This window comes from Streptomyces sp. ISL-10, assembly GCF_018614575.1.
Taxonomy (GTDB): Bacteria; Actinomycetota; Actinomycetes; order Streptomycetales; family Streptomycetaceae; genus Streptomyces.
In genome coordinates, this window is sequence record NZ_JAGGOJ010000005.1 from 262756 (window position 1) to 288041 (window position 25286).

Annotated in this window: 24 protein-coding genes and 1 pseudogene; 12 read left to right on the forward strand and 13 right to left on the reverse strand. The window is 68.7% G+C overall.

What is annotated here, in order from left to right:
* Positions 1–10 precede the first annotated feature (10 nt).
* The 3 genes from J7E88_RS06115 to J7E88_RS06125 form a co-directional block, all read right to left on the reverse strand.
* On the reverse strand, positions 11–739 hold the full coding sequence (locus tag J7E88_RS06115; RefSeq protein WP_215178138.1) for a phosphatase PAP2 family protein: 729 nt from the start codon (positions 737–739) through the stop codon (positions 11–13).
* A 255-nt stretch (positions 740–994) separates the two neighbouring features.
* On the reverse strand, positions 995–2008 hold the full coding sequence (locus J7E88_RS06120) for a bifunctional lytic transglycosylase/C40 family peptidase (RefSeq protein WP_215178140.1): 1014 nt from the start codon (positions 2006–2008) through the stop codon (positions 995–997).
* Between the two features lie 147 nt (positions 2009–2155).
* Positions 2156–2962, reverse strand: coding sequence for an SAM-dependent methyltransferase (locus tag J7E88_RS06125; RefSeq protein WP_215178142.1), 807 nt, complete (start codon positions 2960–2962; stop codon positions 2156–2158).
* A gap of 242 nt (positions 2963–3204) precedes the next feature.
* On the opposite strand from J7E88_RS06125, the gene J7E88_RS06130 reads away from it, so the two are divergent.
* Positions 3205–3396 carry a hypothetical protein gene (locus tag J7E88_RS06130; RefSeq protein ID WP_215178143.1) on the forward strand — a complete coding sequence of 64 codons (192 nt, stop codon included), beginning with the start codon at positions 3205–3207 and terminating at the stop codon, positions 3394–3396.
* A gap of 143 nt (positions 3397–3539) precedes the next feature.
* Positions 3540–4334: a thioesterase family protein gene (locus J7E88_RS06135; RefSeq protein ID WP_215178144.1), complete on the forward strand. Its 795-nt coding sequence runs from the start codon at positions 3540–3542 to the stop codon at positions 4332–4334.
* A gap of 92 nt (positions 4335–4426) precedes the next feature.
* Here the strand turns inward: J7E88_RS06135 and J7E88_RS35590 are convergent.
* The 3 genes and pseudogenes from J7E88_RS35590 to J7E88_RS06150 form a co-directional block, all read right to left on the reverse strand.
* Positions 4427–4954: pseudogene (locus J7E88_RS35590) on the reverse strand (Uma2 family endonuclease); the annotation flags it as partial.
* Positions 4955–5121: 167 nt separating this feature from the next.
* Entirely contained in the window at positions 5122–5637 is a 516-nt protein-coding gene (locus J7E88_RS06145) for a Uma2 family endonuclease (protein ID WP_308307327.1), read from the reverse strand.
* Positions 5634–6050 carry an ATP-binding protein gene (locus J7E88_RS06150; protein WP_215178145.1) on the reverse strand — a complete coding sequence of 139 codons (417 nt, stop codon included), beginning with the start codon at positions 6048–6050 and terminating at the stop codon, positions 5634–5636. The genes J7E88_RS06145 and J7E88_RS06150 overlap by 4 nt, the downstream gene beginning before the upstream one ends.
* A gap of 202 nt (positions 6051–6252) precedes the next feature.
* On the opposite strand from J7E88_RS06150, the gene J7E88_RS06155 reads away from it, so the two are divergent.
* The 3 genes from J7E88_RS06155 (at position 6253) to J7E88_RS06165 (ending at position 8442) form a co-directional block, all read left to right on the forward strand.
* Complete coding sequence (locus tag J7E88_RS06155) at positions 6253–7113, forward strand: helix-turn-helix domain-containing protein (protein ID WP_374196235.1); 861 nt, start codon at positions 6253–6255, stop codon at positions 7111–7113.
* Between the two features lie 11 nt (positions 7114–7124).
* Entirely contained in the window at positions 7125–7448 is a 324-nt protein-coding gene (locus tag J7E88_RS06160) for a DUF397 domain-containing protein (protein ID WP_215178147.1), read from the forward strand.
* A 250-nt stretch (positions 7449–7698) separates the two neighbouring features.
* Entirely contained in the window at positions 7699–8442 is a 744-nt protein-coding gene (locus J7E88_RS06165) for a hypothetical protein (RefSeq protein WP_215178149.1), read from the forward strand.
* A 462-nt stretch (positions 8443–8904) separates the two neighbouring features.
* Here J7E88_RS06165 and J7E88_RS06170 read toward each other — a convergent pair whose 3' ends face one another.
* From J7E88_RS06170 to J7E88_RS06190, 5 genes are all read right to left on the reverse strand, one after another.
* The gene (locus tag J7E88_RS06170) at positions 8905–13611 is read right to left on the reverse strand and encodes a putative T7SS-secreted protein (protein WP_215178150.1); all 4707 of its coding nucleotides are present in this window, start codon (positions 13609–13611) and stop codon (positions 8905–8907) included.
* Positions 13611–14258: a hypothetical protein gene (locus tag J7E88_RS06175; RefSeq protein WP_215178151.1), complete on the reverse strand. Its 648-nt coding sequence runs from the start codon at positions 14256–14258 to the stop codon at positions 13611–13613. The genes J7E88_RS06170 and J7E88_RS06175 overlap by 1 nt, the downstream gene beginning before the upstream one ends.
* On the reverse strand, positions 14255–14767 hold the full coding sequence (locus tag J7E88_RS06180) for an SseB family protein (RefSeq protein ID WP_308307328.1): 513 nt from the start codon (positions 14765–14767) through the stop codon (positions 14255–14257). Before J7E88_RS06180 ends, J7E88_RS06175 begins: the two co-directional genes overlap by 4 nt.
* Before the next feature lie 107 nt (positions 14768–14874).
* Complete coding sequence (locus tag J7E88_RS06185; RefSeq protein ID WP_215178152.1) at positions 14875–15540, reverse strand: hypothetical protein; 666 nt, start codon at positions 15538–15540, stop codon at positions 14875–14877.
* 139 nt (positions 15541–15679) lie between these two features.
* Positions 15680–16234, reverse strand: coding sequence for a hypothetical protein (locus J7E88_RS06190; protein ID WP_215178153.1), 555 nt, complete (start codon positions 16232–16234; stop codon positions 15680–15682).
* 407 nt (positions 16235–16641) lie between these two features.
* On the opposite strand from J7E88_RS06190, the gene J7E88_RS06195 reads away from it, so the two are divergent.
* The 7 genes from J7E88_RS06195 to J7E88_RS06225 all read left to right on the forward strand — a co-directional run bounded on the left by J7E88_RS06195 (position 16642) and on the right by J7E88_RS06225 (position 24033).
* On the forward strand, positions 16642–16950 hold the full coding sequence (locus tag J7E88_RS06195) for a hypothetical protein (RefSeq protein ID WP_005315450.1): 309 nt from the start codon (positions 16642–16644) through the stop codon (positions 16948–16950).
* A 753-nt stretch (positions 16951–17703) separates the two neighbouring features.
* The gene (locus tag J7E88_RS37330; protein ID WP_374196236.1) at positions 17704–17859 is read left to right on the forward strand and encodes a hypothetical protein; all 156 of its coding nucleotides are present in this window, start codon (positions 17704–17706) and stop codon (positions 17857–17859) included.
* 59 nt (positions 17860–17918) lie between these two features.
* The gene (locus J7E88_RS06205) at positions 17919–19223 is read left to right on the forward strand and encodes a hypothetical protein (RefSeq protein ID WP_215178156.1); all 1305 of its coding nucleotides are present in this window, start codon (positions 17919–17921) and stop codon (positions 19221–19223) included.
* Positions 19220–20773, forward strand: coding sequence for an SCO6880 family protein (locus J7E88_RS06210; protein WP_215178158.1), 1554 nt, complete (start codon positions 19220–19222; stop codon positions 20771–20773). The genes J7E88_RS06205 and J7E88_RS06210 overlap by 4 nt, the downstream gene beginning before the upstream one ends.
* 12 nt (positions 20774–20785) lie before the next feature.
* Entirely contained in the window at positions 20786–22201 is a 1416-nt protein-coding gene (locus J7E88_RS06215) for an ATP-binding protein (protein WP_215178160.1), read from the forward strand.
* 1 nt (position 22202) lies between these two features.
* Entirely contained in the window at positions 22203–23711 is a 1509-nt protein-coding gene (locus J7E88_RS06220) for a type IV secretory system conjugative DNA transfer family protein (protein ID WP_215178162.1), read from the forward strand.
* A gap of 127 nt (positions 23712–23838) precedes the next feature.
* Positions 23839–24033 (forward strand): hypothetical protein, encoded by a 195-nt coding sequence (locus J7E88_RS06225; protein ID WP_215178164.1) that lies wholly within the window; start codon positions 23839–23841, stop codon positions 24031–24033.
* On the opposite strand, the gene J7E88_RS06230 is transcribed toward J7E88_RS06225, so the two are convergent.
* A complete protein-coding gene (locus tag J7E88_RS06230; RefSeq protein WP_374196237.1) occupies positions 24030–24464 on the reverse strand; it encodes a transposase in 435 nt (144 codons plus the stop codon). The two genes, J7E88_RS06225 and J7E88_RS06230, sit on opposite strands and share 4 nt — an antisense overlap.
* A gap of 145 nt (positions 24465–24609) precedes the next feature.
* Positions 24610–25158: a GNAT family N-acetyltransferase gene (locus tag J7E88_RS06235; RefSeq protein ID WP_215178207.1), complete on the reverse strand. Its 549-nt coding sequence runs from the start codon at positions 25156–25158 to the stop codon at positions 24610–24612.
* Positions 25159–25286: the final 128 nt, after the last annotated feature.

Sequence of the window (25286 nt, forward strand, 5' to 3'; positions counted from 1 at the left end):
GGCCCGGTTGTTACGCCGCGAGGCCGTTCTCGCCCGGATCCGACCCCTCCATGTCGAGCGGCTCCGTGACCAGGGCCGCGCCGCCGGTCCGCCGGGAGCGCACCAGCCAGGACAGCCGGCGCGAGCCCGCGATCGCCGACACCAGCGGGGTGAGCAGCGCCAGGGCGAGGGGAGCGAGCAGCAGGGTCACGGCCGTGCCGAGCGCGAAGCCGCCGATGACATCGGTCGGATAGTGCACGCCCATGTAGACGCGGCAGAAGCCTTCCGCCACGGCGAGGACGAGCGCGGCGAGCCCGAACCTGCGGTGGGCGATGAAGAGTCCGGCGCCGATGGCCATCGCCAACGTGGAGTGGTCGCTGACGAAGGAGAAGTCGGTCTTGCCCACCACGAGGACCTCCAGGTCCTCGTGGTCGACGAACGGCCGGGGCCGTTCGACGAATCCGCGGATGGGGATGTTGATCAGCAGAGCGATGCCGGCCGCCAGCGGCGTCCAGATCAGCGCGGCGACCGCGGCCACCGAGTCCTCGGCGGTGCCCCGCCTGCGCACGCTCCACCAGCACCAGAGGGCGACGAGCACCAGGCCGAGCATGATGCCGTACTCGCCGACGAACTCCATGGTCCGATCCAGCCAGCCGGGTGCGTCCTTGGCCAGGCCGTTGATGTCGTAGAGCAGGCCGACGTCGGGGTTCGTCCCGCCCCTCGACTCCGTCAGGGGAAACCCGATTGCGAGTCCAGACATCTGCCGCGGCCCCTTGCCTTGTGCCACCGGCGCACCAGCCTGTGCGCCGCTTTGCCAACCCCCGTGGTCAGTCCGGTGTGTGCTGCATGGTCAGTGCGGCCGTCCCAGTCCAGGGAACGACGTGATCCCCGGTGTCGTTCCAGCCTCCACCGAACGATCACCATGACGTTATCGAAGAGTGACACGTCGTCGCAGCTCAGAGCGGTGGCCGAGGAGTCGAGTTCCAGCCATCCGATCCGGTCCTCCCACGCCGGCTCACGCCGGCGGCAGGTCGGTCGGCAGAGCCGCAGCACCGTCCTTGGTGACGCGGGTCGCGCCGAAGTAGTCCGGTGTGTCGATCTTGTCGAACCGGATCACCGCTCCGGTGTAAGGCGCGTTGATCATGTACCCGCCGCCGACGTAGATGCCGACGTGTCTGATCGCGCGCGAATTGGTCAGGTCGTCCGAGAAGAAGACCAGGTCGCCCGGCAGCAGTTCGTCGCGCGCGGGGTGCGGACCTGCGTTGTACTGGTCGTTGGCCACCCGCGGCAGCTCGATGCCGACGGTGCGGTACGCGGCCTGGGTGAGGCCCGAGCAGTCGAACCGCCCGCCCTGCTCGGCAGTTCCGTTGCCGCCCCACAGGTACTTGGTGCCGAGCTTCTTCTGGGCGAAGTAGATGGCCCCGGCCGCCTGTCGCGACGGTTCCACCCGGCCGACGGGCTTGGCGAAGCTCTTCTCCAGGCTACGGATGACCTTCACATAGTTCTGTGTCTCGCGGTACGGCGGGACTCCGCCGTACTTGATGACGGCATACGCGCCGGCGTTGTAGGCGGCCAGCATGTTGTCGGTCGGGTCACCCGGCGCCTTGCGTACATATCCAGCCAGTTCGCAGTCGTACGAAGCGGCGGACGGAATCGCGTCGGCCGGGTCCCAGACATCACGGTCGCCGTCCTTGTCCCCGTCTATGCCATGGGTCGCCCAGGTGCCGGGGATGAACTGCGCGATGCCCTGCGCGGCCGCGGGACTCTGCGCCTTGGGATTCCAGCCGCTCTCCTGATAGAGCTGCGCGGCGAGGAGGGCCGGGTTGATGGCGGGGCAGAGATTCCCCCACTGCTGCACCAGCGGCTGGTACAGCCCGGGCACGGCCCCCTTGGCCAGGCCCACGGCACCGCCCTTGACGCCCCCGCCGATCAGCCCGGCGGCGGCCGAGAACGTCCCGACGACGAGCAGCGCGACGAAGCTCAGACACAGCCCGATCGAAGCGCCACCGATCAGCCACGCCTTACGCACCGTCAACCACCTTCCACCGCACGGTAGTCCGCCCGGAAGCCAGTGTAGGTGCCCGGCCACTTGGCACCAGGGCGCGCCGCCGTGCCTCGAGTCGTCCCGGCGCGCCCGCCGCGCCCCGCCCCCACACCCCGCCGCGCCTGGGCGCCGTTACCCCTTGCGCCCGACGCCGCCGTACATCGCCACCTCGGCCGGGGCGGCCAGGTCCTCCTCGTCCGGCCGCCAGCGGTTGCACGACAGGACGCCCGGCTCCAGCAGCTCCAGGCCGTCGAAGTAACGGGTCACCTGCTCCGGCGTGCGCTGGGTCAGGCGCGGTGTGCCGTTCTCGTTCCAGAAGGCGACCGCCGCGTCCACGTCCGGCATGTCGGGGCTGGTGATCGTGTGCGACAGCACCAGATGGCTGCCGGCCGGCAGCGCGTCCATGAGGCGGCGCACCACCGCGTACGACTCCTCGTCGTCCTCGACGAAGATGACGACACCGAGCAGCATCAGCGCCACCGGCCGGGTGAGGTCGAGCGTCCTGGCGGCCTGTCCGAGGATGGCGTCCGTGTCCCTCAGGTCTGCGTCGAGGTAGTCGGTGCGGCCCTCGGGCGTGCCGGTGAGCAGGGCGCGCGCGTGGACGAGGACGAGCGGGTCGTTGTCCACGTAGACGATGCGCGCGTCGGGCGCGATGCGCTGGGCGACCTGGTGCGTGTTCTCGGCGCTCGGCAGTCCGGTGCCGACGTCGAGGAACTGCCGGATGCCGGCCTCGGCCGTGAGGTGGCGCACGGCCCGGCCGAGGAAGCGCCGGTCGGCGAGCGCGTAGTCGCCGATGCCGGGGTGCAGGGCGCGGATCTGGTCGCCCGCCGCGCGGTCGACGGGATAGTAGTCCTTGCCGCCGGTCCAGTAGTTCCAGATCCGGGCGGTATGGGGCCGGGTGGCGTCGATACGTGCTCTCAGGTGCGCGTCGTCGGTCACGCCAGGCACCTTAGTCAACTGCGCTGTGTAGCAGCAGGGTTGGCGTGAAAAGAGTCCGCTTCCACGGGCCGGGCATACGGTCGCGGGAGGGCAGCGGCAGTGCGGCCGGCGCCGGTCGCGCGGGGTCCGACCCCCGCGCAAGTGGTCTGGACCATAGCCGCTACTCTGTGTAATGCAGCCAGGAAGGCTGAGGTCAGACGCCCTCCGACGACCACGGCGGGCCGGCAACACAGGAGTAACACGTGAAGAACTCTGCGATCGTGACCGAAGCGCCGGGCACGGACAACACGCAGAACGGGGGCCTGTCGGGGGCGATGAAGGCGCGCCGCCAGGGTCGCCGCAGCGACGCCGGCGGCACCGCCGCCACGGTGACCTTCATCGCGCTGCTGGGCATCGCGGTCGCACTGCTCGGCTACATGGTCGCCTCCGGCTGACCCCGCAGGCCGCCGGAAGGGGCCCGTGACCCGCAGGGGATCACGGGCCCTTTGCCGTGCTCCGGCCTCTGGATCACACGGTTACCGGCGGGTAGCGTGTGCCGTACACCCATCCGCGAGGTGGCAGGGAAAGGCGGCCCCGCATGACGGACCACCAGGCGTTCTACGAGCGACTCTCCGAGAACCGCTACGCCCCCACCGAGCACACCCGCGGCCCCTGGGACGCCGCCTCCCAGCACGCAGGCCCTCCCGCCGCGCTGCTGGGCCGCGCCATCGAGGAACGCCCGGACGCGCGTACGGACATGCGCCTGGCACGCGTCACGTACGAGATCCTGCGCCCGGTGCCCATCGCGCCCCTGGAGGTGTCCATCTCCGTGGTGCGCGCCGGCCGGAGCGTCGAGGTCGTCGAGGCAACGCTGACACCGGAAGGCTCGGACCGGCCCGCGATGCTCGCCCGTGCCCTTCGGGTACGGACCACTCACGAGCCCGGCCCATCCGTCGCGCAGGGCCCGCTGCTCCCCTCCCCCGAGGACACGGCTCCCACCCCCTTCTTCGGCGTCCCGTGGGACATCGGCTACCACACGGCGGTCGAGACCCGTTTCGCCGAGGGCGCCTGGCAGGAGCAGGGACCCGGAACGTGCTGGATGCGCATGCGGATGCCACTCGTCGCGGGAGACGCACCCCGCCCGCTGGACCGCGTCCTCGTCGCCGCCGACTCCGGCAACGGGATGAGCAACGTCCTGGACTTCTCCCGGCACGTCTTCATCAACCCCGACCTGACGGTCCATCTGCACCGCCACCCGGTGGGCGAGTGGGTCTGCGTCGAGGCACGCACCAGCGTGGACGAGGCGGGCATCGGCCTGGCGGACGCACGCCTCCACGACGAGAAGGGCCCGATCGGCCGCAGCGCCCAGAGCCTGTTCATCGGCCCGCGCTGACGGGACGGGCTGTCACCGCAGCGAACGTCAGCGGGGCGGGCCTCGTACACGGGTAGGTCACCGGTGGCCAGGACGAGCGCCAGCGGCTCCGGCAGCGGGACGTCCTCGCCGTATGAGCCGCGCAGAGTGTCCTTGTAGCTGCTGCCGTCCGGCTTCGCGTGCAGGGCCCAGGTGCCATGACGGGGGTCGACGACGAGAAGGGCACGGACGCCGGCAACGGCGTACCAGTCGGCCTTCTGGGTGATGTCCCGGGCCTTCTCGGACTGGGAGATGACCTCGACGGCCAGGGCGACATCTTGTGGATCCGCCAACCAGTCTTCGTCGTCCCCCCAGCCCGTCGGGAGAACGACCAAGTGCGGTGTCACATAGTCATCGGAATCGCCCGGCATCGCGATCGACGACACCTCGTACGCGGCCAAGTGCCCCGGCACTGCCTCGTCGATCTGTCGCCGCACCTGATGGATCACTCCCGCGTGCGTGCCGCGGAGTGTCAGCGACATCACGAGGCTTCCTCCCACGATCTGCACGCGCAGACCCGTCGCTGCTTCGATCTTCTCGGCGACCTCGCGCAGATTCCCGGGGCGCGGGCGGGGACGCAGCGGCGGCAGTACAGACATCATGGACGGCCTCCATCCCTGCGACTCGGGCTCCTCGGCTGCGCGGGTGCGGCCGGGGGGAGGCTCGTACTGCCAGGCGTAGTCATGGGCCTCGGACACGACCGCCTCCTCTTTGCGACGCACTCGCCACCAACGTCACGGTACGACTCGCCACTGACAACGCCCCGACCTCACGCCCCGTATCGGGGCAGTCCACTCGTCGAGAGGGAGCGGGACAGGGGTGCGGGCAGGGGAATGTCCTGGCCGTACCGACCGGCCCGGGTCTCCCCGTAACGCCCATCACGCGGACGGGTGCCGAGCATCCATGTGCCATGTCGAGGATCGACGACCAGCAGGGCCGATACGCAGGCGACCGCGTACCAGTCGTTCTTCTGCACCATCTCCCTGGCCTTTTCCTGCCGAGCCACGACCTCGACAACGAGGGCGATCTCCGGCCCACCGCCCTCGCGTCGGACGACGAGGTCGGGTACGGCGAAGTCGTCAGGATCCATGGGCATCGCGACGGGCACACCGCACTCGGCCGGCAGCGTGGCAGCGAGCCGCCGCACCACCTCGGCCCGCGTCGCACAGTCCGTACGGGACAGCACGAGGCTGCCGCCGAGGACCTCGACGCGTAAGCCCGTCGCGCGCGAGATCATCCTCGCCAGCTCGCGCGGGCTGCGCGGCAGCAGGCGGCGGCCGATCACGCCCGCCCCCCGCCCAGCTCGACCCAGAGCAGCTTCCCGCCCTGCGGCAGCGCGGTCGCTCCCCACGCGTCGGCGCAGTGCGCGACAAGGCACAGCCCGCGCCCGCCCTCCGCATCCGGCGCGGGCCGCTGCGGCAGCCCTTCGAAGGGCGCGGGGAGGTCGGGGCTGGTGTCCCACACCCCGAGCCTGATCCGGCCCTGCCCGACCGCCCGCAGCCGAAGCCCGTACGGGCCGTCGGTGTGCCGCAGGGCGTTGGTCACGAGCTCTGAGGCGAGCAACTCGGCGCTCTCGACCAGCCGTGCCAGGCTGTGCGCGTTCAGGACGGCGCGCAGGGTGTGCCGGGCGATACCGGGAGCCCGGGGATCCTGCGGGAGTTGGAGGGCGTAGGTCCAGGGCGGGGATACGGTGGGCATGGAAGTCCCCTCGACGGAGGGCGCGTTGGCTGGCTGGACTGGGATGCCTGGTGACCAGGCCGCTCCGTCGAGCGGGGTGCTTCCAGGCGGGTGGCCTGAGACAGAGGCTAGGGTGGTGCAAGTATCACTTGCGCCACCTACGTAAGAATCGGCGCCAATCTTCCTTCGCCAGAGTGGCGCCACGCACTGATGACCGAATGGGGTGTGCCGATTGGCCGGGAGGGCAGCTCCTACCGCCAGACGCCTCCGCGTTGCCTCCGAACTACGCCGACTTCGCGAAGGTGCGGGCCTCAGCTCGACACAGGCCGCTCAGAGGCTGGGCGTTGCCCAGGGGCAGCTGAGCAATGTCGAAACGGCCCGCTTCGGTGTGAGCGGTAGCCGCATCCGCGCGCTGGCACACGTCTACTCGTGTGCGGACAACGGCTTCGTCGACGCGCTCGCCGCCATGGCAGAGGACCGGAGCCGTGGTTGGTGGGAGGAGTACCGTGACATCTTGCCGGTCGGCTTGCTCGATCTCGCAGAGCTCGAACATCACGGCACTCGGCTCCGTACGGCGCATACTGCCCACATCCCGGGGCTGTTGCAGACGCCCGAACACGCCCGCGAGATCTATCGCCAGGCGATCCCCGAGCTACCACCTTCCGATATCGAGCACCGAATCTCCCACCGCATGAAACGGCAGGCGGTGCTTTACCGGACGAACCCGATCCCCTACCAGGCGATCATCCACGAGGCCGCGCTGCGCATGCAGTTCGGAGGGCCCGAGATCGCAAGGGTGCAGCTCCAGCACCTGGTGAAGCTCGCCACCTTGGAGCACCTGACGATCCGGGTCCTGCCCTTCGCCGCCGGCTCATATCCGGGGTCCGGCCAGTCGATCAACTACGTGCACGGCGCCGTGCCCCGGCTCGACACCGTTCAGCTCGACCAGTCCCATGGCGTGGCCTTCGTCGATGGTGCCAACGAACTCTCCCAGTACCGCGAACTGTTCGCTCGTCTGGAGACACTGGCCCTGCCCCCGGACGAGTCCCGGACCTTTGTCCACAACCTCGCCGAAAGCCTGTGAAGGGAACCCGAATGACCGCGTATGCGTGGCAGAAGTCCTCGTACTGCGCTCAGGGCGAAGCCTGCGTAAACGTTGCTGCGGATGCATCCGGCGTCCATCTCACCGAGAGCAGCGACCCGGCCGGGGCCGTACTCCACACCACCCCCGCCACCTTCGCCACCCTCACGCACGCCCTCAAGACGGGCACGCCGAGCCCCCACATAACCGTCGCCCACACCCCCGACGGCTTCGTCCGCATCGGCGAGGTCGTGACGACGACGGGCCCGAAGTGGGAGGCGTTCGTACGGGGCGTTCAGGCCGGCGAGTTCGACCACTTCGGTCGACCTGTCCGGTAACTGCTCCGAGCCGGTCGGCGGTCTGACGTAGCGTGCGATCATGACCATGCCTCCGCCTCAGCAGCCGACCGGACCGTACGGACGGCCGCCCCAGCCACAGCCATACGGCCAGCCGTACCCGCACACCCCTCCTCAGCCGCATTACGGCCACCCCACCGCGCCTCTGCAGCCGTACCAGCCGTATCCCGGGCAAGCCACCTGGGGGCCTCCGCCCCCAGCACCGCGACGCAAGAGCACCGCCATTCTCACCTTGAGCGTCGTCTTCGGGACGATAGCGGCGGGGCTCGGCCTCTACTTCCTCGCCTACAGAGGAAACGACTCTTCGGAGCCGTTCCCCATGGCCGCATACCGGCTGACGGTGCCGAAGACGCTCCTGGACGGCGAGTACGAACTGATCAAGGACGGCTCCTCGGAGGCGAACGCCGACGCGGAGAAGAGCGGTTACGGTGCCGGCCCGGACGCCCGGAACGTCAAGGCCGTCCTCGGCTCCTACAACGGCACCAGCAGCACGAGGAAGAGCGGGGCCGTCATCACCGGCATGTACGGGCAGTTCCGGAATCCGGAGCAGCCCCGCGACAGCCTTCTGGACGGCATGCGCAAGGGCGACGGCATGAGCGAGCCGAAGCCTGCGCGGTCGATCACTCCAACGGGATCGGACGTCGAGTTCAAGTGCACGGTGATGCTGTCGAAGGACACGGACGGCACGTCCACCGTTCCGGTCTGCGCGTGGGGCGACGAGAACACGGCCGCGTACGTCGCCTTCCTCACGCCCGCTTCAGACGCGCAGGACCCCGACTCCGTCGACCTCGAAGACATCGCAGGGGAAGACCCTGAAGATCCGCAAGGAAGTGCGCCAGCCGATCGACTGAGCCTGCCGTCATCCCTTCTGGGAGTGAGCACTGGTAACAGATCCGTATTAACCACGGTGAAGCCCCGCTCTGGCTGGGCCTTTCCGCGACTTTTCTGCCCTCATCACTCCAACGCACAGCTGTAAAACACCTCAACGCGCGAATTATAGCGTCGGAAATGGCCACTCGTCGGCGAATGGATTTTGACCGTGCCCCCAGGTGAAGGAGTAGGAGCCAGTTGATTCACTGAAATTCACATCAATACCGACCGGGGGTAGACCCAGTTCCTCCCGAAGCCAGCCGTCCATGGCGAGAGCTGCCACCTCGGATCGGTAGTCGCTGAGTGGAAACGCGAGGGACTCGACGTCGACGCACACCCCGTCCGGGTACCTAGTCGCAAGCCCCTCCGAATGGAGTGAAATGCTGAGGGAAATCCACGCCACGTCTCTCCAATGCATCCCTGCCATTGGAGTTGTGAGCCATACCCGTCGGTCGATTTGGATGGCCCTATCTGGAGGCGCTGCTGACACATATGCGTCAGCCGTGATATCGGCAGCCAAGCCTCCGCGCCGACTCCTAAATCGATATTGGTACTTTCTCATGAGTCCTCAGCTATTGAATTTCAAAAGATGGAATATTTCTTTTCTGAAGAAGTGCTCATCTCCCATTCCGGTCGGCCCGCGTATGTAGTCGAAGTCGTGAGGTGTGCCGTCACCGTAGAGCCGGCTGTATTTGTCGACGAACGCCTCGGCTTCGGCGGGGCTCATCTCGATTACGTCCGCCTTACGCATTCCGTCGAAGTCACTCGCTGAGACCTTGAAGCGCAGGATTTCCACGTCGGCGCCGCGGGTGCGCAGCCGCTCGGCGTAACGGACGGCCTCCTCTGCCGTCCCCCATGAGTAGACGCCCTCACCGTACTGCCCTCTGATATCTTCCGTGGGCCACGGCTCCCCATCGCCACGCAGCCTTTGCGCGTTCCAGCGGTCTTGCACCGTATGAAATTCCTGGTAGTCGGGGGCGAGGCCGAGATGATCAGACCATGTCAGCGGATTGTGTATGTAGGTTGCCGGATTTGAGGCAGGAGAAATTCCGAGCGGATCCTCACTGGCGTAACGGGCTGTCTCGGGATCGTAATGGCGATGAAAATTATAATGGAGACCGGTTTCTGGATCAAAATACTGACCAGGGAACCGGAGTGGGGTGTACGCCGAACTGGAGGCTTCCCACGCTGTCTTACCCCACAGTGTGGACCGCTTACCCCAGGAAAGCTCCCCTGAATCGCCAATCAGTTCGCTTGGGGTTCCGATGAGATCTGTGACGATGGAGAAAAAGCGTTCGTCGAGCGCTTGCTGTGATGGCTTGGAATCAAGAATCCTTTCGTACTGGGTGAGTGGCCGGAGGCCCTGGTGGTTCCACGTCAACGCGACCGGGTTAAGCAGATCTTCACTCTGGGACGTTTCCTCGCAGAGCGTGGTGCCGTCCCAGGTAAATACGACCAGCTCCAGGACGGTGCTGCCATCGTCCGCGAGGCGTTGTTTTGCTGTGCGCCGCCCCAGCGCGTCGTACTCGTAGCGCCAGACCGTGCCGTCCGGTGTGGTCACCGAACGCATGCGGTCTTCGGCGTCCCATTCGTAGCGCCAGGTGTCCGGCTTGCGTGAGAGGCGTGTTTTCTGGCGGAGGGTTATGCGGCCGAGCGGGTCGTGTTCGTAGCGGATGCTGCCTGCGCGGCTGATGGTGGTGCCGGTGTAGGCGCGGGTGCCGACCGCTTCCTGGCCGGGGTGGGAAGCGGGCCAGGAGGCCTCGGTCTGGTTGCCTGCTTCGTCGTAGGCGTAGCGCTCTGTCCAACCTGCCGCGTGGACGGCGGTTACCCGGCTGACCGCGTCGAGGTCGAAGGTCTTCGTGCCCGCAAGCTGGTCGTCGAGGCCGATGAGGTTGCCGTCGGCGCGATAGGTGTAGTCGCGGCGTTGGATGCTGCGGCCGGCGCCGGTGATCTGTTGGCTGGTGAGGCGGCCGAGCGGGTCGTACTCATTCGTGAAGGAGACGGTGTCGCCGATGTGGCGGGCGATTTCCTGGCCTGCGGCGTCGTGTTCGAAGGTGAGGGTGCGCCCGGATGTGGTGAGGGAGGTGCGGCGGCCCGCGGCGTCGTAGGTCCAGGCACTGACCGCCCCGGTGGGGGTCGTTCGGCCGATGCGGCGGCCGAGTGCGTCGTACGTGTACGACATGGTGCGGCCGTTGACGGTCTCGGAGACGAGGCGGCCGTAGCGGTCACGCAGGTAGGTGATCGTGGCGTCTGCGTTGACGGCTTCCGCGAGTTGGTCGGTGAAGTCGTACGCGAAGGTCGTGACCGCCCCGGCGGCGTCCTTGCGGACGATGCGATCGAGCTCGTCCCGCTCGTAGCGGAGGGTCTGGCCGAGCGCATCGGTTCGGGCGGTCAGACGGCCCGCCGGGTCCCGTTCGTACGTCAGCGTCCGGTTGTCGAAGTCGGTCTCGGATATGAGCCGCCCCGCCGCGTCATACGCGTAGTCCCAGGTCAGACCCTGCGGGTTGAGCACCTGGGTAAGGCGCAGCTCGTGGTCGTGGCTGAATTCGTAGCGCACGCCGTCCGGGCCCGTGCGGGCGCTCATGAGGTCGAAGTGGGTGTACTCGAAGCGCGACACCTGACCCATGGCGTCGGTGTGGGTGCGGCAGTTGCCCTCGCCGTCGTACGTCCATGACTGCTCGCTGCCGTCGGCGTCGATGCGGCGGGCGAGCTTGCCCTCGGGCGTCCATTCCAGGCGGGTGACCGCGCCGAGCGGGTCGGTGAGGGTGACCGGTCGCCCGAAGGCGTCCCGGTCGATCCGAGTTGTCGCGCCGAGGGGGTTGGTGACCTCGACAGGCAGCCCGACAGCGTTGCAGCGGATCCGGGTGGTGTTTCCAAGGCCGTCTGTGACGGCGGTGACGTGTCCGGGATCGTTGTACGTGTAGCGGGTGACGGTCCCGGACGGGCTTGTCACGCTGGTGCGGTTGCCGCGTTCGTCGTACTCCTGGCGGGCGGCCGTCCGGTCCGGGTTCACGACGCGGACCGGGAGGCCGAGGTCGTTGTACTCCGCGGTCGATTCGCGGCCGTCGGGACGCACCACCGTGGTGAGGTGACCGGCTTCGTCGTACGCGAAGCGGGTGGTGCGGCCGAGCGGGTCGTTCTGGCTCAGGAGCCGGTTGTAGCGGTCACGTTCGAAGCGGGTGACCGCGCCCAGCGGGTCGATCTCCTCGACGACCTGGTGGGCGTCGTTGATGACGTACCGGCGGACCGCACCTGCGCTGGTGGTCGCGGTGGTGACGCGCAGGCCGGTCTCCGGGTCCGGGTCGCTGTAGGCGAGTCGAAGGGCCATGTGGCCGGCCGAGCCGCCTTCGGCGATGCAGCGGTCCTGGTCGTCGTACTCGTAGGTGTAAGCGCTGCCGTTGGTGTCGGTCCACGACGTGACGCGGCCGTGCTCGTCGTAGGCGAATTGCAGGGGCAGGCCGGAGGAGTTGGTGACCGAGGTGAGGTGGCCGTCGGTGTAGCCATAGCGCAGGATCTCCTGATCCGACCCGTCCGGTGCCGCGCCTGCGAGATGCAGGGCGGTGATCCGGCCGTCGCTGGTGGTGAGCTTCAGGTGGTAGCCGCCGTGGTGGACGATCGAGGTCGGCGCATCGGACTCGTCGTATTCGAAGGTGATCCAGTTGCCGTTGCGGTCGTCGATCTGGGCGAGGAGGGCGAGGTCGTCGTGGCGTGTGGTGAAGTGCCACACACGGCCCGTGCCCGGGTCCGTGACCGTGTAGTCGCCGTCGATGTCCCGGTCGAGGGGCCAGCGCGGTCCGTGGCTGGGCATGACCGGGACGCCCGGGGCGGGGTGCGGGTAGGACAGCAGCAGTCCGTCCTCGCAGACGAAGATGACGCCCTCGGGGTGGATCTCCAGGCGCTGGTCGGCGGTGGACGACCACGACGGGCCGAACCAACGGCCGGCCCGGTAGTCGGACGCCACCCGGCGGCGGAAGGAGAGGGGAAGCGTGCCCGGCAGGGTGATGTCCGTCTGCGGCAGATACATCACGCCGGTGGCGAGGTCGATCGGGTCCGTGTTACCGCTCTCCACCGACTCCTTCGTGCGGGAATGCTTGGGCGGATCGTCCAGTGCCTTGTGCGCCCCCGTCTCCGCAGCCTCGGTGATCGCGTGCTTCGCGCCGCTGCGCAGTCCCGCTGTGGCCACGCCCTTGACGACACCCGCGCCCTTGGTTCCCAGGATTTCGGGGACGAGGCGGCCGAGGAATTCGGCAGGGTCGCCTTTGGCGGCGTCCCAGGCGTTCTTCAGTGCGCGGTCGGGGTTGGCGATGGTGGAGGCGAGGCCGGCGAGCGTGGTGTTGACGCCCTTGTAGTACTCGGCGGGGTGGGTCAGGTTGTAGATGTCGATCGGGTTGACCGAGCGGACGAAGTTGACCAGCCCGGCGGTGCCCTTGATGATGCCGCCGCCGAAGTGGGCCAGCTCGATGCTCTGGCCCAGGCTGTAGTCCATGAGCTCGGTCTGGAGCTTGTCCAGTCCAGTCTTGTCCTTCGGCGCGTGGGCGAGCGCGGCCTTGACCGCGGCCTTGGCGGTGTCCGCGGCCTGGTTCCGCGCGGCACGGGCGTCGTCCAGGATCTCCTGGGCGCGTTTGCGTTTCGCGGTGCTGGGGTCGGAGAACTCGCCGGGGTGCGGCAGCGGGTTGTCCCCGTTGCGGGCGGCGTTGTAGGCGTCGGCCTTCTTCTTGAAGTCCGCAGCCGCCCTCTCGTAGTCCTTCTTCGCCTCCTTGTAGAGGGCGATCGCCTCCCGTGCCTTGCCCTGCGCCGTGACGATCGCCTTCGAGTAGGTCTCCAAAGCCTTGGCCGCGTCCTCGAACGCATCCGCCGCGCGCAGCCAGTCCGTGGGCAGCGTCTGGAACTTCTCCCGGAAGGTGGTGGCGGCCTCGCCCTTCCAGTGATGGGAGTCGAGTTTCTTCATCCCGCCGCCGACGAGGTCGAACGCGGTCTGGAAGTCCCGCAGGTTCTTCACCGTCGCGGCGATCTTCTCCGGCTTGCCGTGAATCAGCTCATTCGCCTCTTCACTCTGCCCGAGCTGCTTCTCGCCGACCTCCGCGCCCAGGGAGGAGGCGGTCTCATCCCCCCAGTCCTCGACGGCCTCGGCGACCGCGTCATGCCCGTAGTGCCGCAGGCCCTCGCCGGCCTTGTCGGTCACATAGTCGACACCCTCGCCGACCACTTCCTTGCCCTTGTCGATCGCCCGGTCGGCACCGTCGACAAGCTTGTCCCCGAGCCCCCGCCAGTCCATCAGCGACTCTCCCCCCACCGCGGCTGCTCAGCCTGGTCGATCGTCGCCTGATCCGGATCCAGGTCCTCCTTCAACTGCTCGTCCATCGCATCCCGGATCTTCGGATCGATCAGCCCGGAACGCTCCATCGAGTCCATCTGCGCGTCCATCACGTCATACGTCGTGTTCTTCCACGTCTGCTTGACCTCGCCGTGCGCCTCAGCCATCGACTCGCGGCTCCAGTCCGCGTTGTCCCACGCGTGCTGGTCACGGATCGTGTCCCAGCTCATCTGCTTGACCTCGTCCTCCGACAGATGAGGATTACCGTTCAGCGAGTTCACACCGATCTTGAACGCGTCCTTGACGTACTGCTCCTGCTCGGCGAACGAACCCGCTGACAGACCGACCCCCTTGGCGAATGCGTTGCCCTTCAGCGTCAGCGTCCGAACCCCCCACTCCCAGCGGCTGCAGAAGGTCTCGAACTCCGCCGCCAGCCCGCCATGGCCCAACTCCAGCCCCGACAGCGCGAGGTCCGAGAACCCTCGCCCCACCGACGCCTCGCCGATCATCCCGAGCTCCTTCAGCTCGGCATGCGCCAGATTGATCCCGTTCGCGATCTCCGCCAGCGCCGCCGGCGGAGCCTTCAGCTCCGGCTCGCCCCCACTCACCGCATCCCCCCGAGATCCACCGCCACCGCATCGGGCACGATGCCCTCCACCGGCGGGAACACCATGCCTTCGTCACTGCCCGCGTCCAAAGCGACCCCGGCCGGCCCCGGCAGCATCGGCACCATCACATCCAGCAACCGGGCGCCGAGAATCGTCCGGTACGCCCACTCCCGGTCCGCATCCCCCTGCGCCCGCGCGAACCGCGCCAACGCCTCCTCGTCCGAGAAGGCACAGATCCACCGCACCCCGTTGAAATCCGCCGTCCACAAACTCCCCTGCGCATCGAACGGCACCAGCACCGCCGTGCGCCGGAACTCCCCCAGCAAGCGCGCAAACTCGCGGCGGGCGACGGTCACCGCATCCACCGGCTCAGCGGCCACTGGCACCGTTGGTGTTACCGGTGGAATCGTTGACGGCTCAAACGATGTGGTCGGTACCGACGCATCGGTCAACTCCGCAAGCCGCGAAGCTCGTTGAGGCTTCGCTGTCCCGTCCCCGTTGTCAGTCACCCACGAATGCTGCCACGCACCCATTCCCACGAGCAACGAACAAAGGACCGAATCCTGCCATGGCGGCAATCACACCCCACAGCCACGCGGCGGGACGGCCGGCCCCGTCAGGTCAGCGAGGCGCGCTCGTCCAGTGCTTCCTCACGCGTGCGGACATGCATCGCGAGCCCCCTCGCTCCCGCCGGGACCACGCCGATCAGCATGGTCCCCGCGGGAGCGTCCGCAGAGGTAGGCGTGCTCGCCGGGGCGGCGCTCTGCGGGGTGGTGCCGGCCGCATCGTCCTGGCGCGGCGCGGACCTCGCGTTCTTCTCCAGGACGATGCCCTCCTCGATGGGCGAGCCGTCCAGTGCCCAGTAGTCGCCGAGGGTGAGACGGCTCATCCCGTTGGGCGTAAGCGGGTCCACCTCGACCTTCAGCGTGCCGATCTTTAGCGCCTGACGGAAGGCGGCCCAGGCCGGCTGGACAGGGGTCGAACGAGTCCTGCACCGCGCCGCCGTTGCCGCACAGGATGTTCCCGGTGCCGAGTCCAGCTTGTCGGGCACGCCGGCGACGACCTGGTTGCCGGCGAGCACATGGCTGCGCTCGTAGTTGTGGTCGTGCCCCTGGAGGACCAGGTCCACCGAGTAGCGGGCAACAGCTGGGAGCCAGGTCTCGCGTACACCGTCGTCCGCTCCGTGCCGCGAGGAGGAGCTGAACGCCGCCTGGTGCACCAGAGCGACGATGAAGTCGACGCCCTTGTCCGCGTGCTCGGCGGCGAGGGCCTTCTCGACCACAGCCGCTGACGGCCGCCGGTGTAGCCGATGCTGTGCTTCATCTCGGTGTTGACGTCGTTGTTGTCGATGCTGATGAAAACGACGCTGCCGTAGCGGAACGAGTAGAAGCAGTTGTCCAGCTCCGGGTAGCCGTTGCCGGTCAGGGGAAGCGCGTCCGGTACGGGTCGTAGCTCCACTCGCCCCAGCTGTCACCGGACACCAGCACGTCGAGCTGGCTCTCGGTCGCGTGGTTGCTGATGCACGGCATCCACGGCGTGGACGTGGCCATCGGCGAGATCATGTCGAACCACTCGTCCCACAGCTTCTGGTCGCCGTTGGCGTAGGCCAGGTCGCCGACGACGACGTGGAACGCCGGGTTGAACGACTGCGCCGGCTTGGTGTTCATGCTCGGCTCGATCGGCTGCTGCGCCGTGGTCGCGAGTTCGGCTCCCTGGTCGCCGAACGCCGTGAACGTGAACTTCTCCCGGCCGCGCGGCCCGGTGATGAAGCCGTACGCCGGCGTGACGGCATCTCGGACGCCGCGCCACTGCCGAAGTTCACGTGGATCCGCGAGACGGGGTTTCGGTGCCGTACGCCGGCCGGCGCCAGAGCCACACACCACTCGCGGCGGTCGCCCCGCCGCACCGACGATCGCGCTGCGGCGCAGGGAGTCCCGGCGGGAGACTTGCGGACGGTGCGCGTGTGAATGGCCCATGCGAGCGGGCCTTCATGACCCCAGTTGGAATGGCAACCAGTGAAGGGTGGCTGATTCATGGTCGACATTGGCGCGATTTCGATCACATGAGCGAGACGCCTCCGCATCCCGCCCAGCCGGACCCCTCGACCGCGGCCGGCCGGCAGCGCAGACCACCCCAAAGGTGGCACAACGACAGTCATTGCCCGACGTCACGCTCCGTGATAAACAGAGTGACGTTATGTATGCAGACGCCGGATCGCGCCACACTCGCGCAGGTCAGGGCAGCCTGTTCGGTCAAACGTGCGGAGATCGGGTAAAGAGACCCTCGAAGTCGGCTTACGTGGACGGTTTCATCAGCGAAGATAGAACCTGACCCGTGCCGAGGGGCGTGGGCGGCGAACAACCCAACAGGGGCGGTGAGTTACATGATCCTGGCAGCCGAAAAGGGCGACATCACCACCATCATCGGCGGTATCGCCCCGAACTGGGGACCGTTCGGAAGCCTGGGCAACGAGGCTCGAGTGATGATCGAGGTCGTGATGGCTATTGCCATCCTCCTCTGCCTCGGCATCGCGATCTGGGGTGCGGCCAAGCAGCGCATCGGGGCGACGGCCCTGCGCGACACGTTCAGCGCGGAACAGGGCAAGGGCCTGATCGTCGCCGGCCTCACCGGCGTCTTCATCATCGGCTCGCTGGGGACACTGTTCACCATCGTGTACGGGATGGCCGTCTAGCCGCCCGCCCGCCCTTTCCGGGCTCGCCCGGCCCACCCCGAGGTTGCGTTTCCCCGATGTACCCGAAGTTCCTGAAGACACGTCACCACCCCGCGCCTGCGGGGCACGCAGCACGTCCACGACCGGTTGAGGGGGCCTGCGCCTGATGAGCCTCGGCGACGAGCACGGCGACCGCACGAACGACGGCTTCGGCGGCTCCGGGCAGACCCGCACCCGCCTCCCGGGCACCCCCGAGGACGTGTACGGCGGCGCCCGCCGCCCGGTGCGCACCTCGCGCTCGCTGATCGGCGTGGTGGGCGTGGTGGTGCTGCTGATCGCGGCGATCGCCTTCGCCAACCAGGGCGGCGGGTCCGACGACGCGTCGGGCGACACCGCCAAGTCCCCGGAGAGCGCGCCTACGGCGGCGACGGGGGTACGCCCGGTGAAGGGCGAGGCGGGCGGCATCCCGACGGGATACGCGCAGGACGAGCAGGGGGCGCAGAGCGCGGCGGCGAACTACGCGGCTGCTCTTGGTTCCGACGGCATGTTCAACGACGAGCGCCGTCAAGCGATCGTTGCGACCGTCGCACACGAGAGCACACTCGCCACGCTGCAGTCCGGCTTCGACGCGGACTACTCCGCCGACTTCCTGGCTCAGATCGGGCTGAACGCCGACGGCACCGCACCTGCGGGCACGACGTTCGTCAACCGGACGATGCCCGCCGGGACGAAAGTGCAGAAGTATGCCGGTGACACCGCGGACATCGATGTGTGGTGCGTGGGCCTGTTCGGTCTGACCGGCGAGAAGTCGACCAAGCCGGTGACGAGCGGCTGGTTCACGGTCAGCGTGAAACTGCAGTGGAACGGCTCCGACTGGAAGGTCCTGGAGACCAGCCAAAAGACGGGTCCGACGCCCGTCACCGGCGATAATCCCGTCTCCGGCTCGGATGAAATCGCGGACGCGGTCAACGGATTCGGAGGGTTCACCTATGCCCGTTAGCCCGCGCTCCCGGCCCCACACTCTGCTGACTCTCGTGGCCGCTGTCCAAACAGCGGCATTCCTGTTCGCGAGCAGAGCGGCGGCCGAGCCGACTCCCACGCCGAGCCGCACCAACAACCCGTGCGGGCTCATCGCCGGCCCCGCCCGCGACTACTGCGAAGACGGTGACGCCCCCGGCGCCGGCCGGTCGTCCGTCGGGAACGATCCGACGGACGCCCTCGACCCCCTCACCTCCCTCGCCCGCGGCTGCGCCGACGCCGCCGTCGCCGTGCTCGACTTCCTCTCCGACGCCGTGAAGGAGACCGCCGAGGTCGACTTCACCAACCCCGCCTTCCTCGCCCGCTACGCCATCGTCTTCGCCGCCGCCACCGTCCTCACGCTCGTCCTGTGGCTGCTCGCCGTCGCCAAGCGCGCCATCCGGGGCGTGCCGCTGACCACCGCGATCTCCGAGGCCGTCGGCTTCCTCTGGCTGACCGTCCTCGCCTCCGCCTTCACGCCGCTGATCCTCTACACCGTCGTCTCGGCGACCGACGCCGTCACCGAGGTCGTCGCCTCCGGGACCAGTCAGCAGACCGACGTCTTCTTCGGGAGCTTCAAGGAGGCCCTGCAGAAGGGCGACAGCATCAGCGGCGGGCCGATCATGCTGATCATCGTCGCGCTGGTCACCGTGCTCGCGGCCGGCATCCTCTACCTGGAGCTGTTCATCCGCGCCGTGCTCCTCTACGTCGGAGCTCTCCTCGGCGTCATCGTCTACGCCGGGCTCGTCGACAAGAACATGTGGGGCCACGTCCGCCGCTGGGCCGGGATCATGATCGCCATCATCCTGGTCAAGCCCGTCATCGTCATCGTGCTCGGCCTCGCCGGCGCACTCTCCGCGGGCGAGGGGCCGGACTCCTTCTCCGCCGTCGTGTCCGGGCTCTCCATCATCCTGCTCGCCATCTTCGCGTCCGCGATGATCTACCGCTTCGTCCCCGGCTTCGGCGACGAGATCGCCAACTCCCGCAACAACCGCATCCAGAACGCCGCCGAGGGCAAGGCCGCCGCCGTCATCAGCTCGCCCGCCGCCCTCGTCTCCCAGGGCATCAAGACCCACAGCACCCGCGGCAACCAGAACACCGGCGGCGACGGCAGCAGCGGCAGCACCCCCCGCCCCGCGAACCCCGTCAGCGGCGGCGTCGCCGCCCACGGCAGCCGTACGGGCCAAGCGGGCGCCGCGCCCGCTCCCCGTAGCAGCACTCCGACCAGTGGCACCCCGCACAGCAACCGCAACAGCACAGGAGGTGGCGGGCGTTGACGACCCAGTCCCCACTCATCACGCCCCGCCGCACGTACCTCATCGGCCGCGCCCGGCCGAACGCGATCGTCGGCAAGAACCGCGAGACCGGCGAGATCGCGCTGATCATCGCCGGCGCGTTCCTCGGCATGATGAGCGGACTGCTGGTCCCCGTCCTGACCCTGCGGATCGTGCTGCTGATGGGCTTCCCGCTGCTCGCGCTCGCCGCCGTGTACGTGCCCTACAAGCACCGCACCTTCTACAAGTGGTTCGAGATCAACCGCAGCTACAAGCGCACTCTGCGCCAGGGCACCACCTACCGCTCCGGCGCCGTCGAGGCAGGCACCCGCATCGACGGGCGGGAGATCGAGGTCGGCCCGCCGCCCGGCATCGGGCGGATCAACTGGCTCGCGGCGCCATTCGGCCCCGACGAGATCGCGGTCCTGCTGCACGCCGACCGGCGCACGGTCACCGCCGCCATCGAGATCGAGGGCCCCGGCGTCGGTCTGCGCGACAGCGAGGACCAGGAGGCACTGGTCGACCGCTTCGGCACGCTGCTCAAGCATGTCGCCAACGGCGACGGTTTTGTCACACGCATTCAGATGCTGGCTCGCACGCTGCCCGCCGACCCCGACGCACACGCCAAGGACGTCTCCCAGCGCGGCAACCGGAACGCGCCCACCTGGCTCCAGGACTCGTACGACCAGCTGCAGTCCATGGTCTCCACCTCCAGCGAGCAGCACCGCGCCTACCTCGTCGCCTGCATGCACTACTCGCGCGAACTGGCCGCCGAGGCCCACGCCATGGCCCGCGCCGCCAAGCACGCCTCCGGCGCGAAGCGGCTCGACAAGGACGCCGGGCTCGCCGTCGTCATGGCCCGTGAGCTCACCGACATCTGCGCCCGGCTGGCAGAGGCGGACATCCGCGTACGGCAGCCCCTCGGACAGTCACGTCTCGCCTCCCTCGTGCACTCCATGTACGACCCGGACCACCCCATCGACCACATCCAGGCGATGACAAAACGAAACGCCTGGCCGGCCGAGCTCGACGCCGTCGAGCCCACCTACCTCCAGGCCAAGACCCGCGAGTCCTCCACCCGCGCCCCCTGGTGCCACTCCACGGCATGGGTGAAGGAGTGGCCGATGACCCCGGTCGGCGTCAACTTCCTCGCCCCGCTGCTCGTCCACACTCCCGACGTGATCCGTACGGTCGCGGTCACGATGGACCTGGAGCCCACCGAGGTCGCCATCGAGCGGATGCTCACCGAGAAGACCAACGACGAGGCGGACGCGAGCCGCGCCGCCAAGATGAACCGGACCGTCGACCCGCGCGACATCGCCGCGCACGGACGGCTCGACCAGCGGGGTGAAGATCTCGCGAGCGGTGCGGCGGGGGTCAACCTCGTCGGGTACATCACTGTGTCGTCGCGTTCGCCCGAGGCCCTGGCCCGGGACAAGCGCACGATCAGGGCCTCTGCCGGCAAGTCGTATCTGAAGCTGGAGTGGTGCGACCGCGAGCACCACAGGGCCTTTGTGAACACCCTTCCGTTCGCGACCGGCATCCGCCGATAGGGGCCCCGAGCCATGCGTGATCCGCTGTCCGTCCTCACGGAGGCCTTCACCTCCTTCCTGTTCGGAAAGGTCGAGACGACCCGCCTGCCCGTCCGCACCTCGACCGGGCAGGCACAGGCCGTCTACCTGCCGACGGCCGCTCCCGGCCTCGGCGACTCGGGCGTGATCATCGGCCGCGAGGTCTACAGCGGCAAGGGCTACATCTACGACCCCTTCCAGCTCTACGGGCAGCAGCTCCCCGCCCCCCACTGGCTCGTGCTCGGCGAGTCCGGCAACGGCAAGTCGGCTCTGGAGAAGACATACGTCCTGCGGCAGTTGCGCTTCCGCGACCGCCAGGTCGTCGTGCTCGACGCACAGGGCGAGGACGGCGTCGGCGAATGGAACCTGATCGCGCAGGAGCTGGGAATAACTCCCATCCGGCTCGACCCGATGACGGCGCTCGACGGCGGCATCCGCCTCAACCCGCTCGACCCTTCGATCACCAGCACCGGCCAGCTCGCACTGCTGCGGACCATCATCGAGGTCGCGATGGGCCACGGCCTCGACGAGCGCAGCGGCTTCGCGCTCAAGGTGGCGCACGCCTACGTCAACGAGACGATCACCGACCGGCAGCCCGTCCTCACCGACATCGTGGAGCAACTGCGCCACCCCGAGGCCGAGTCCGCCGAGGCGATGAACGTCGACATAGACGATGTACGCGCCTGGGGCCTGGACGTCGCCCTCGTCCTCGACCGGCTCGTCGACGGCGACCTGCGCGGCATGTTCGACGGCCCCACCACCGTCGGCATCGACCTGGACGCGCCGCTCATCGTGTTCGACCTGTCCCACATCGACCGCAACTCGATCGCCATGCCGATCCTGATGGCGATCGTCGGCGTATGGCTGGAACACACCTGGATCCGCCCCGACCGCAAGAAGCGCATCTTCCTGGTGGAGGAGGCGTGGCACATCATCAACAGCCCGTTCGTCGCGCAGCTCTTCCAGCGGCTGCTCAAGTTCGGCCGGCGGCTCGGCCTGTCGTTCGTGGCGGTCGTGCACCACCTGTCCGACGTGGTGGACGGGGCGGCGGCGCGCGAGGCCGCGGCGATCCTGAAGATGGCGTCGACGCGGACGATCTACGCCCAGAAGGCCGACGAGGCCCGGGCCACGGGGCGCGTACTGGGCCTGCCGCGCTGGGCCGTCGAGATCATTCCCACCCTCACTCCAGGCATCGCCGTCTGGGACGTCAACGGCAACGTCCAGGTGGTCAAGCACCTCGTGACCGAGGCCGAACGGCCGCTCGTCTTCACCGACCGGGCGATGACGGAGTCCTCAGGGCCTGCGCTGCCGGAGCACGTCCAGGCCGCGGAGTGGGAGGCGGAGCAGCGGGCGGCGCTGATCGAGCAGCAACAGCAGGTGGGCGAGTCCTCAGAGTCGACGGTGGCATGAGATGGAGCAGGGGCGCCAGGGACGGAGCAGGGGCGAGGAGCGCGAAGGGGGCATCCCCGACGGCCTGTTGGTCGCACTGCTGGGCTTCCTGCTCGGGCTGACGCTGCTGGTGTGGACGGCGACGGGCCTGGCGGGCCTGTTCGCGCACGGCGCCTGGCCGACGGGCGTGACATTCACCGGCACACCCATGGCGATGCGGACGCTGGCCTCGGCCCCGCGCGACCTGCCAGCCGCCTGGCCCTCGACCCCGCCCGCCGAACTCTCCGGCTACGGGCTGTTCTGGGGCCTGGCCATCGGCGAACTGATGGTGCTGGTCGTGCTGACCGTGTTCACGCTGGGCACGGTCGCGCGCTGGCGCGCGGTCCGGGCAAGGGCCCGCGCCGAGCGGCCGGGAGGCGGAGGGCCGTCGCGGGACCCGCAGCCGCACGTTGCCGCCGAGCCGCCGGCGCACAGGCCTGTACCCGCACCCGTCGTGGAGACGCTCCCCGCGCCGGCCGTCGAAGCAGCCGTCCACGCCGCCCCCACCCCCGAGGCGGTGACGCCGCCCATCGCGCCGCTCCCCACAGTCCCCGGCCCGCGCGGCACCCGCTCCCGCGTCCTGTACGGCGATCCCGCCACCCGCCGGCCCTCCACCGTCCAGGCGCTCCTCGACGCCGAGGGCCCCACCCTCGTCGTGACCTCCGACCCCTCCGTATGGGCCGAGACGAAGAACGCCCGCGCCAAGCTCGGCCCCGTCCTCGTCTACGACCCCGGCCACCTGTGCGACACCCCGGCCCGCATCCACTGGTCGCCCACCACCGGCTGCGAGGACGAACGGAACGCGGCCGCCCGCGCCACCGCCCTCCTCGCCCCCGTACGCCCCCGGGCCCTGCTCGACGCCGCCATGGCCGACACGGCGGAAACGCTCCTGCGCTGCTGGCTGCACGCGGCAGCCGTGGACGGCCGCCCGTTCCGCCAGGTCCACCGCTGGGCACAGGGTGCGGGCGCCCATGAGCCCGTACGCATCCTCCGTACGCATCCCAAGGCCGCGGCCGGGCTCGCTGGACTGCTGGAGTCCGCTCTCACCGCCTATCCCGAACGCCGGGACATCGCCCAGCAGTTGACCGGCCGGGCCCTCACCGCCCTGTCCTCGGTCCACATCCGCGAGGCGTGCACCCCAAACCGAACCGATTCGCTCGCCTTGGAATCATTCGTGGACGAAGCGGGCACGCTTTATGTGGTGGGTGAACCGATCGAGGATCCGCGGACCCGCCCCGGTGCGATGCCGCTGCTCACGGCACTCGCCTCAGACGTGGTCGAGCACGGCCGCCGCATGGCCGCACGGTCATCCGACGGTCGGCTCGACCCACCACTGACCCTCGTCCTCGACGACGTCGCGGCTGTCGCGCCGCTCCCCCAACTCCCCGAACTCCTCGCCACCGGCCAGGGCCAGGGCCTGCCGACACTCGTCCTGCTGCGCTCCGCCGAACAGGCCCGCGCACGCTGGGCGGCACCGCTGCTCTCTCACTGACCAGCGGCCACGACCACTCCGACCCCGCGCCTCGGAGCTGTCCGGACGATCACGCCATCGCCTACGGGCCGGTACCGTCGGTTTCTGGGCGAGATGGCCGGGTTGTAGGGTCTCGGAGGGGGTGATCATGGCTGATCGCGGCTGGTATGACGACAGTGACTACCACGACGCAGTCCAGCAGGGCGAACGAGCAACACGGTTCGGCTGGGCAGCGATCGCCGGGACTACAGGAGTGCTCGGCTGTGTGCTGATCACCATGGCCGTTATCTGTGCAGTCGCGGTTCTCGCGTGCCTTTACGTTGTGGTGTCGATGGATTACTAGGGCCTGTCCAGACCCATCATGTGCGGAGCCAGATGACCAGGGCTGCTGCGGTGGCGGTGCCGAGGTAGACGTAGCCGCGTTTGTCGTAGCGGGTGGCCACAGCGCGGGACTGCCTGAGCTTGTTGATCGCTCGTCCGACGGTGTTGCGTTTGTTGAAACGCTCTTCGTCGAAGCCGGGTGGCCGTCCGCCACGTGAGCCCTTTGCGCGGGCGGGCGGCCCGGCTGTCGGTCTTCTCCGGGATGGTGTGCCGGATGCCCCGGCGCCGCAGGTACTCGCGGCACGGCCCGTTGCTGTATGCCTTGTCGGCCGCGATGCTGTCGGGCTTCGTGCGGGGCCTGCCCGGACCAACTCTGGGGACGCGGATCTTTGCCAGCACCGCCTGGAACTGTGTGCGGTCTGCCCGCTGACCCGGCGTGACGATCAGGGACAGCGGGCGGCAGTGGCCACAACGCCCGTTTGCTGACCGGCAAGAAGGGCCGCAGCCGTCCTAACTCAGCGTCCGTCAGATCGCCCCGCCCCATGCCCACAACAACGACCCAAGGCATGGGGCGGTCATATGATCGCCCGGACAGCTTTTAGCCGTCGCGCCTGACCTCGTACTCCCGCGCCATGCCGTCCCCCGGAATGGGCGACGGATCGGCGCTCGGCACGAAGCCGGCCCGGTGGTAGAGCGCCTCCGCCCTCGTGTTGTCCGTGTGGAAGATCAGCCTCACTCGATCCACCCGCGGCTCCTCCAGCGCCCACGACCACTCCAGAGCCGCCCGGAACAGCGCGTCCGCGAGACCGCTGCCCCGCGCCTCGGGCCGTACGAACACGCCCACCACATGCGTCTGTTCCACCGGTGCCGGCTTGCCGATCCGCGGCTCGGCCCCCGGCCGCTCCACGAGCAGCGACACCGTTCCGTCCCAGCGCCCGTCCGGTGCCTCGCCGATGAACTGGATGACCTCCCGCCCTGCTGCCGCCGTCGCCGTGCGCTCCTGCCAGAAGGAGTCCGGACGCACCGCCGCCTCCTCGTACGACTCCATGAACGCGATCGAAGCCAGCGGGTCCTGCAGGGCGGCGAGCCGCAGCTCGCGGGCCATGGCCCATTCCTCGGCCCGCACGGGCCGGATGACGTATTCCATGACCCGATACTGGCCAAGCCCCTCGCACTCGGGCAACGAGGTTTCGGCCGTGCGCGTGGGACAGGTCCAGGCGGTGATTCTGGCGGACGACACCAGGCCGGTGAATCCGACCCCGAAACGCAGAAAAG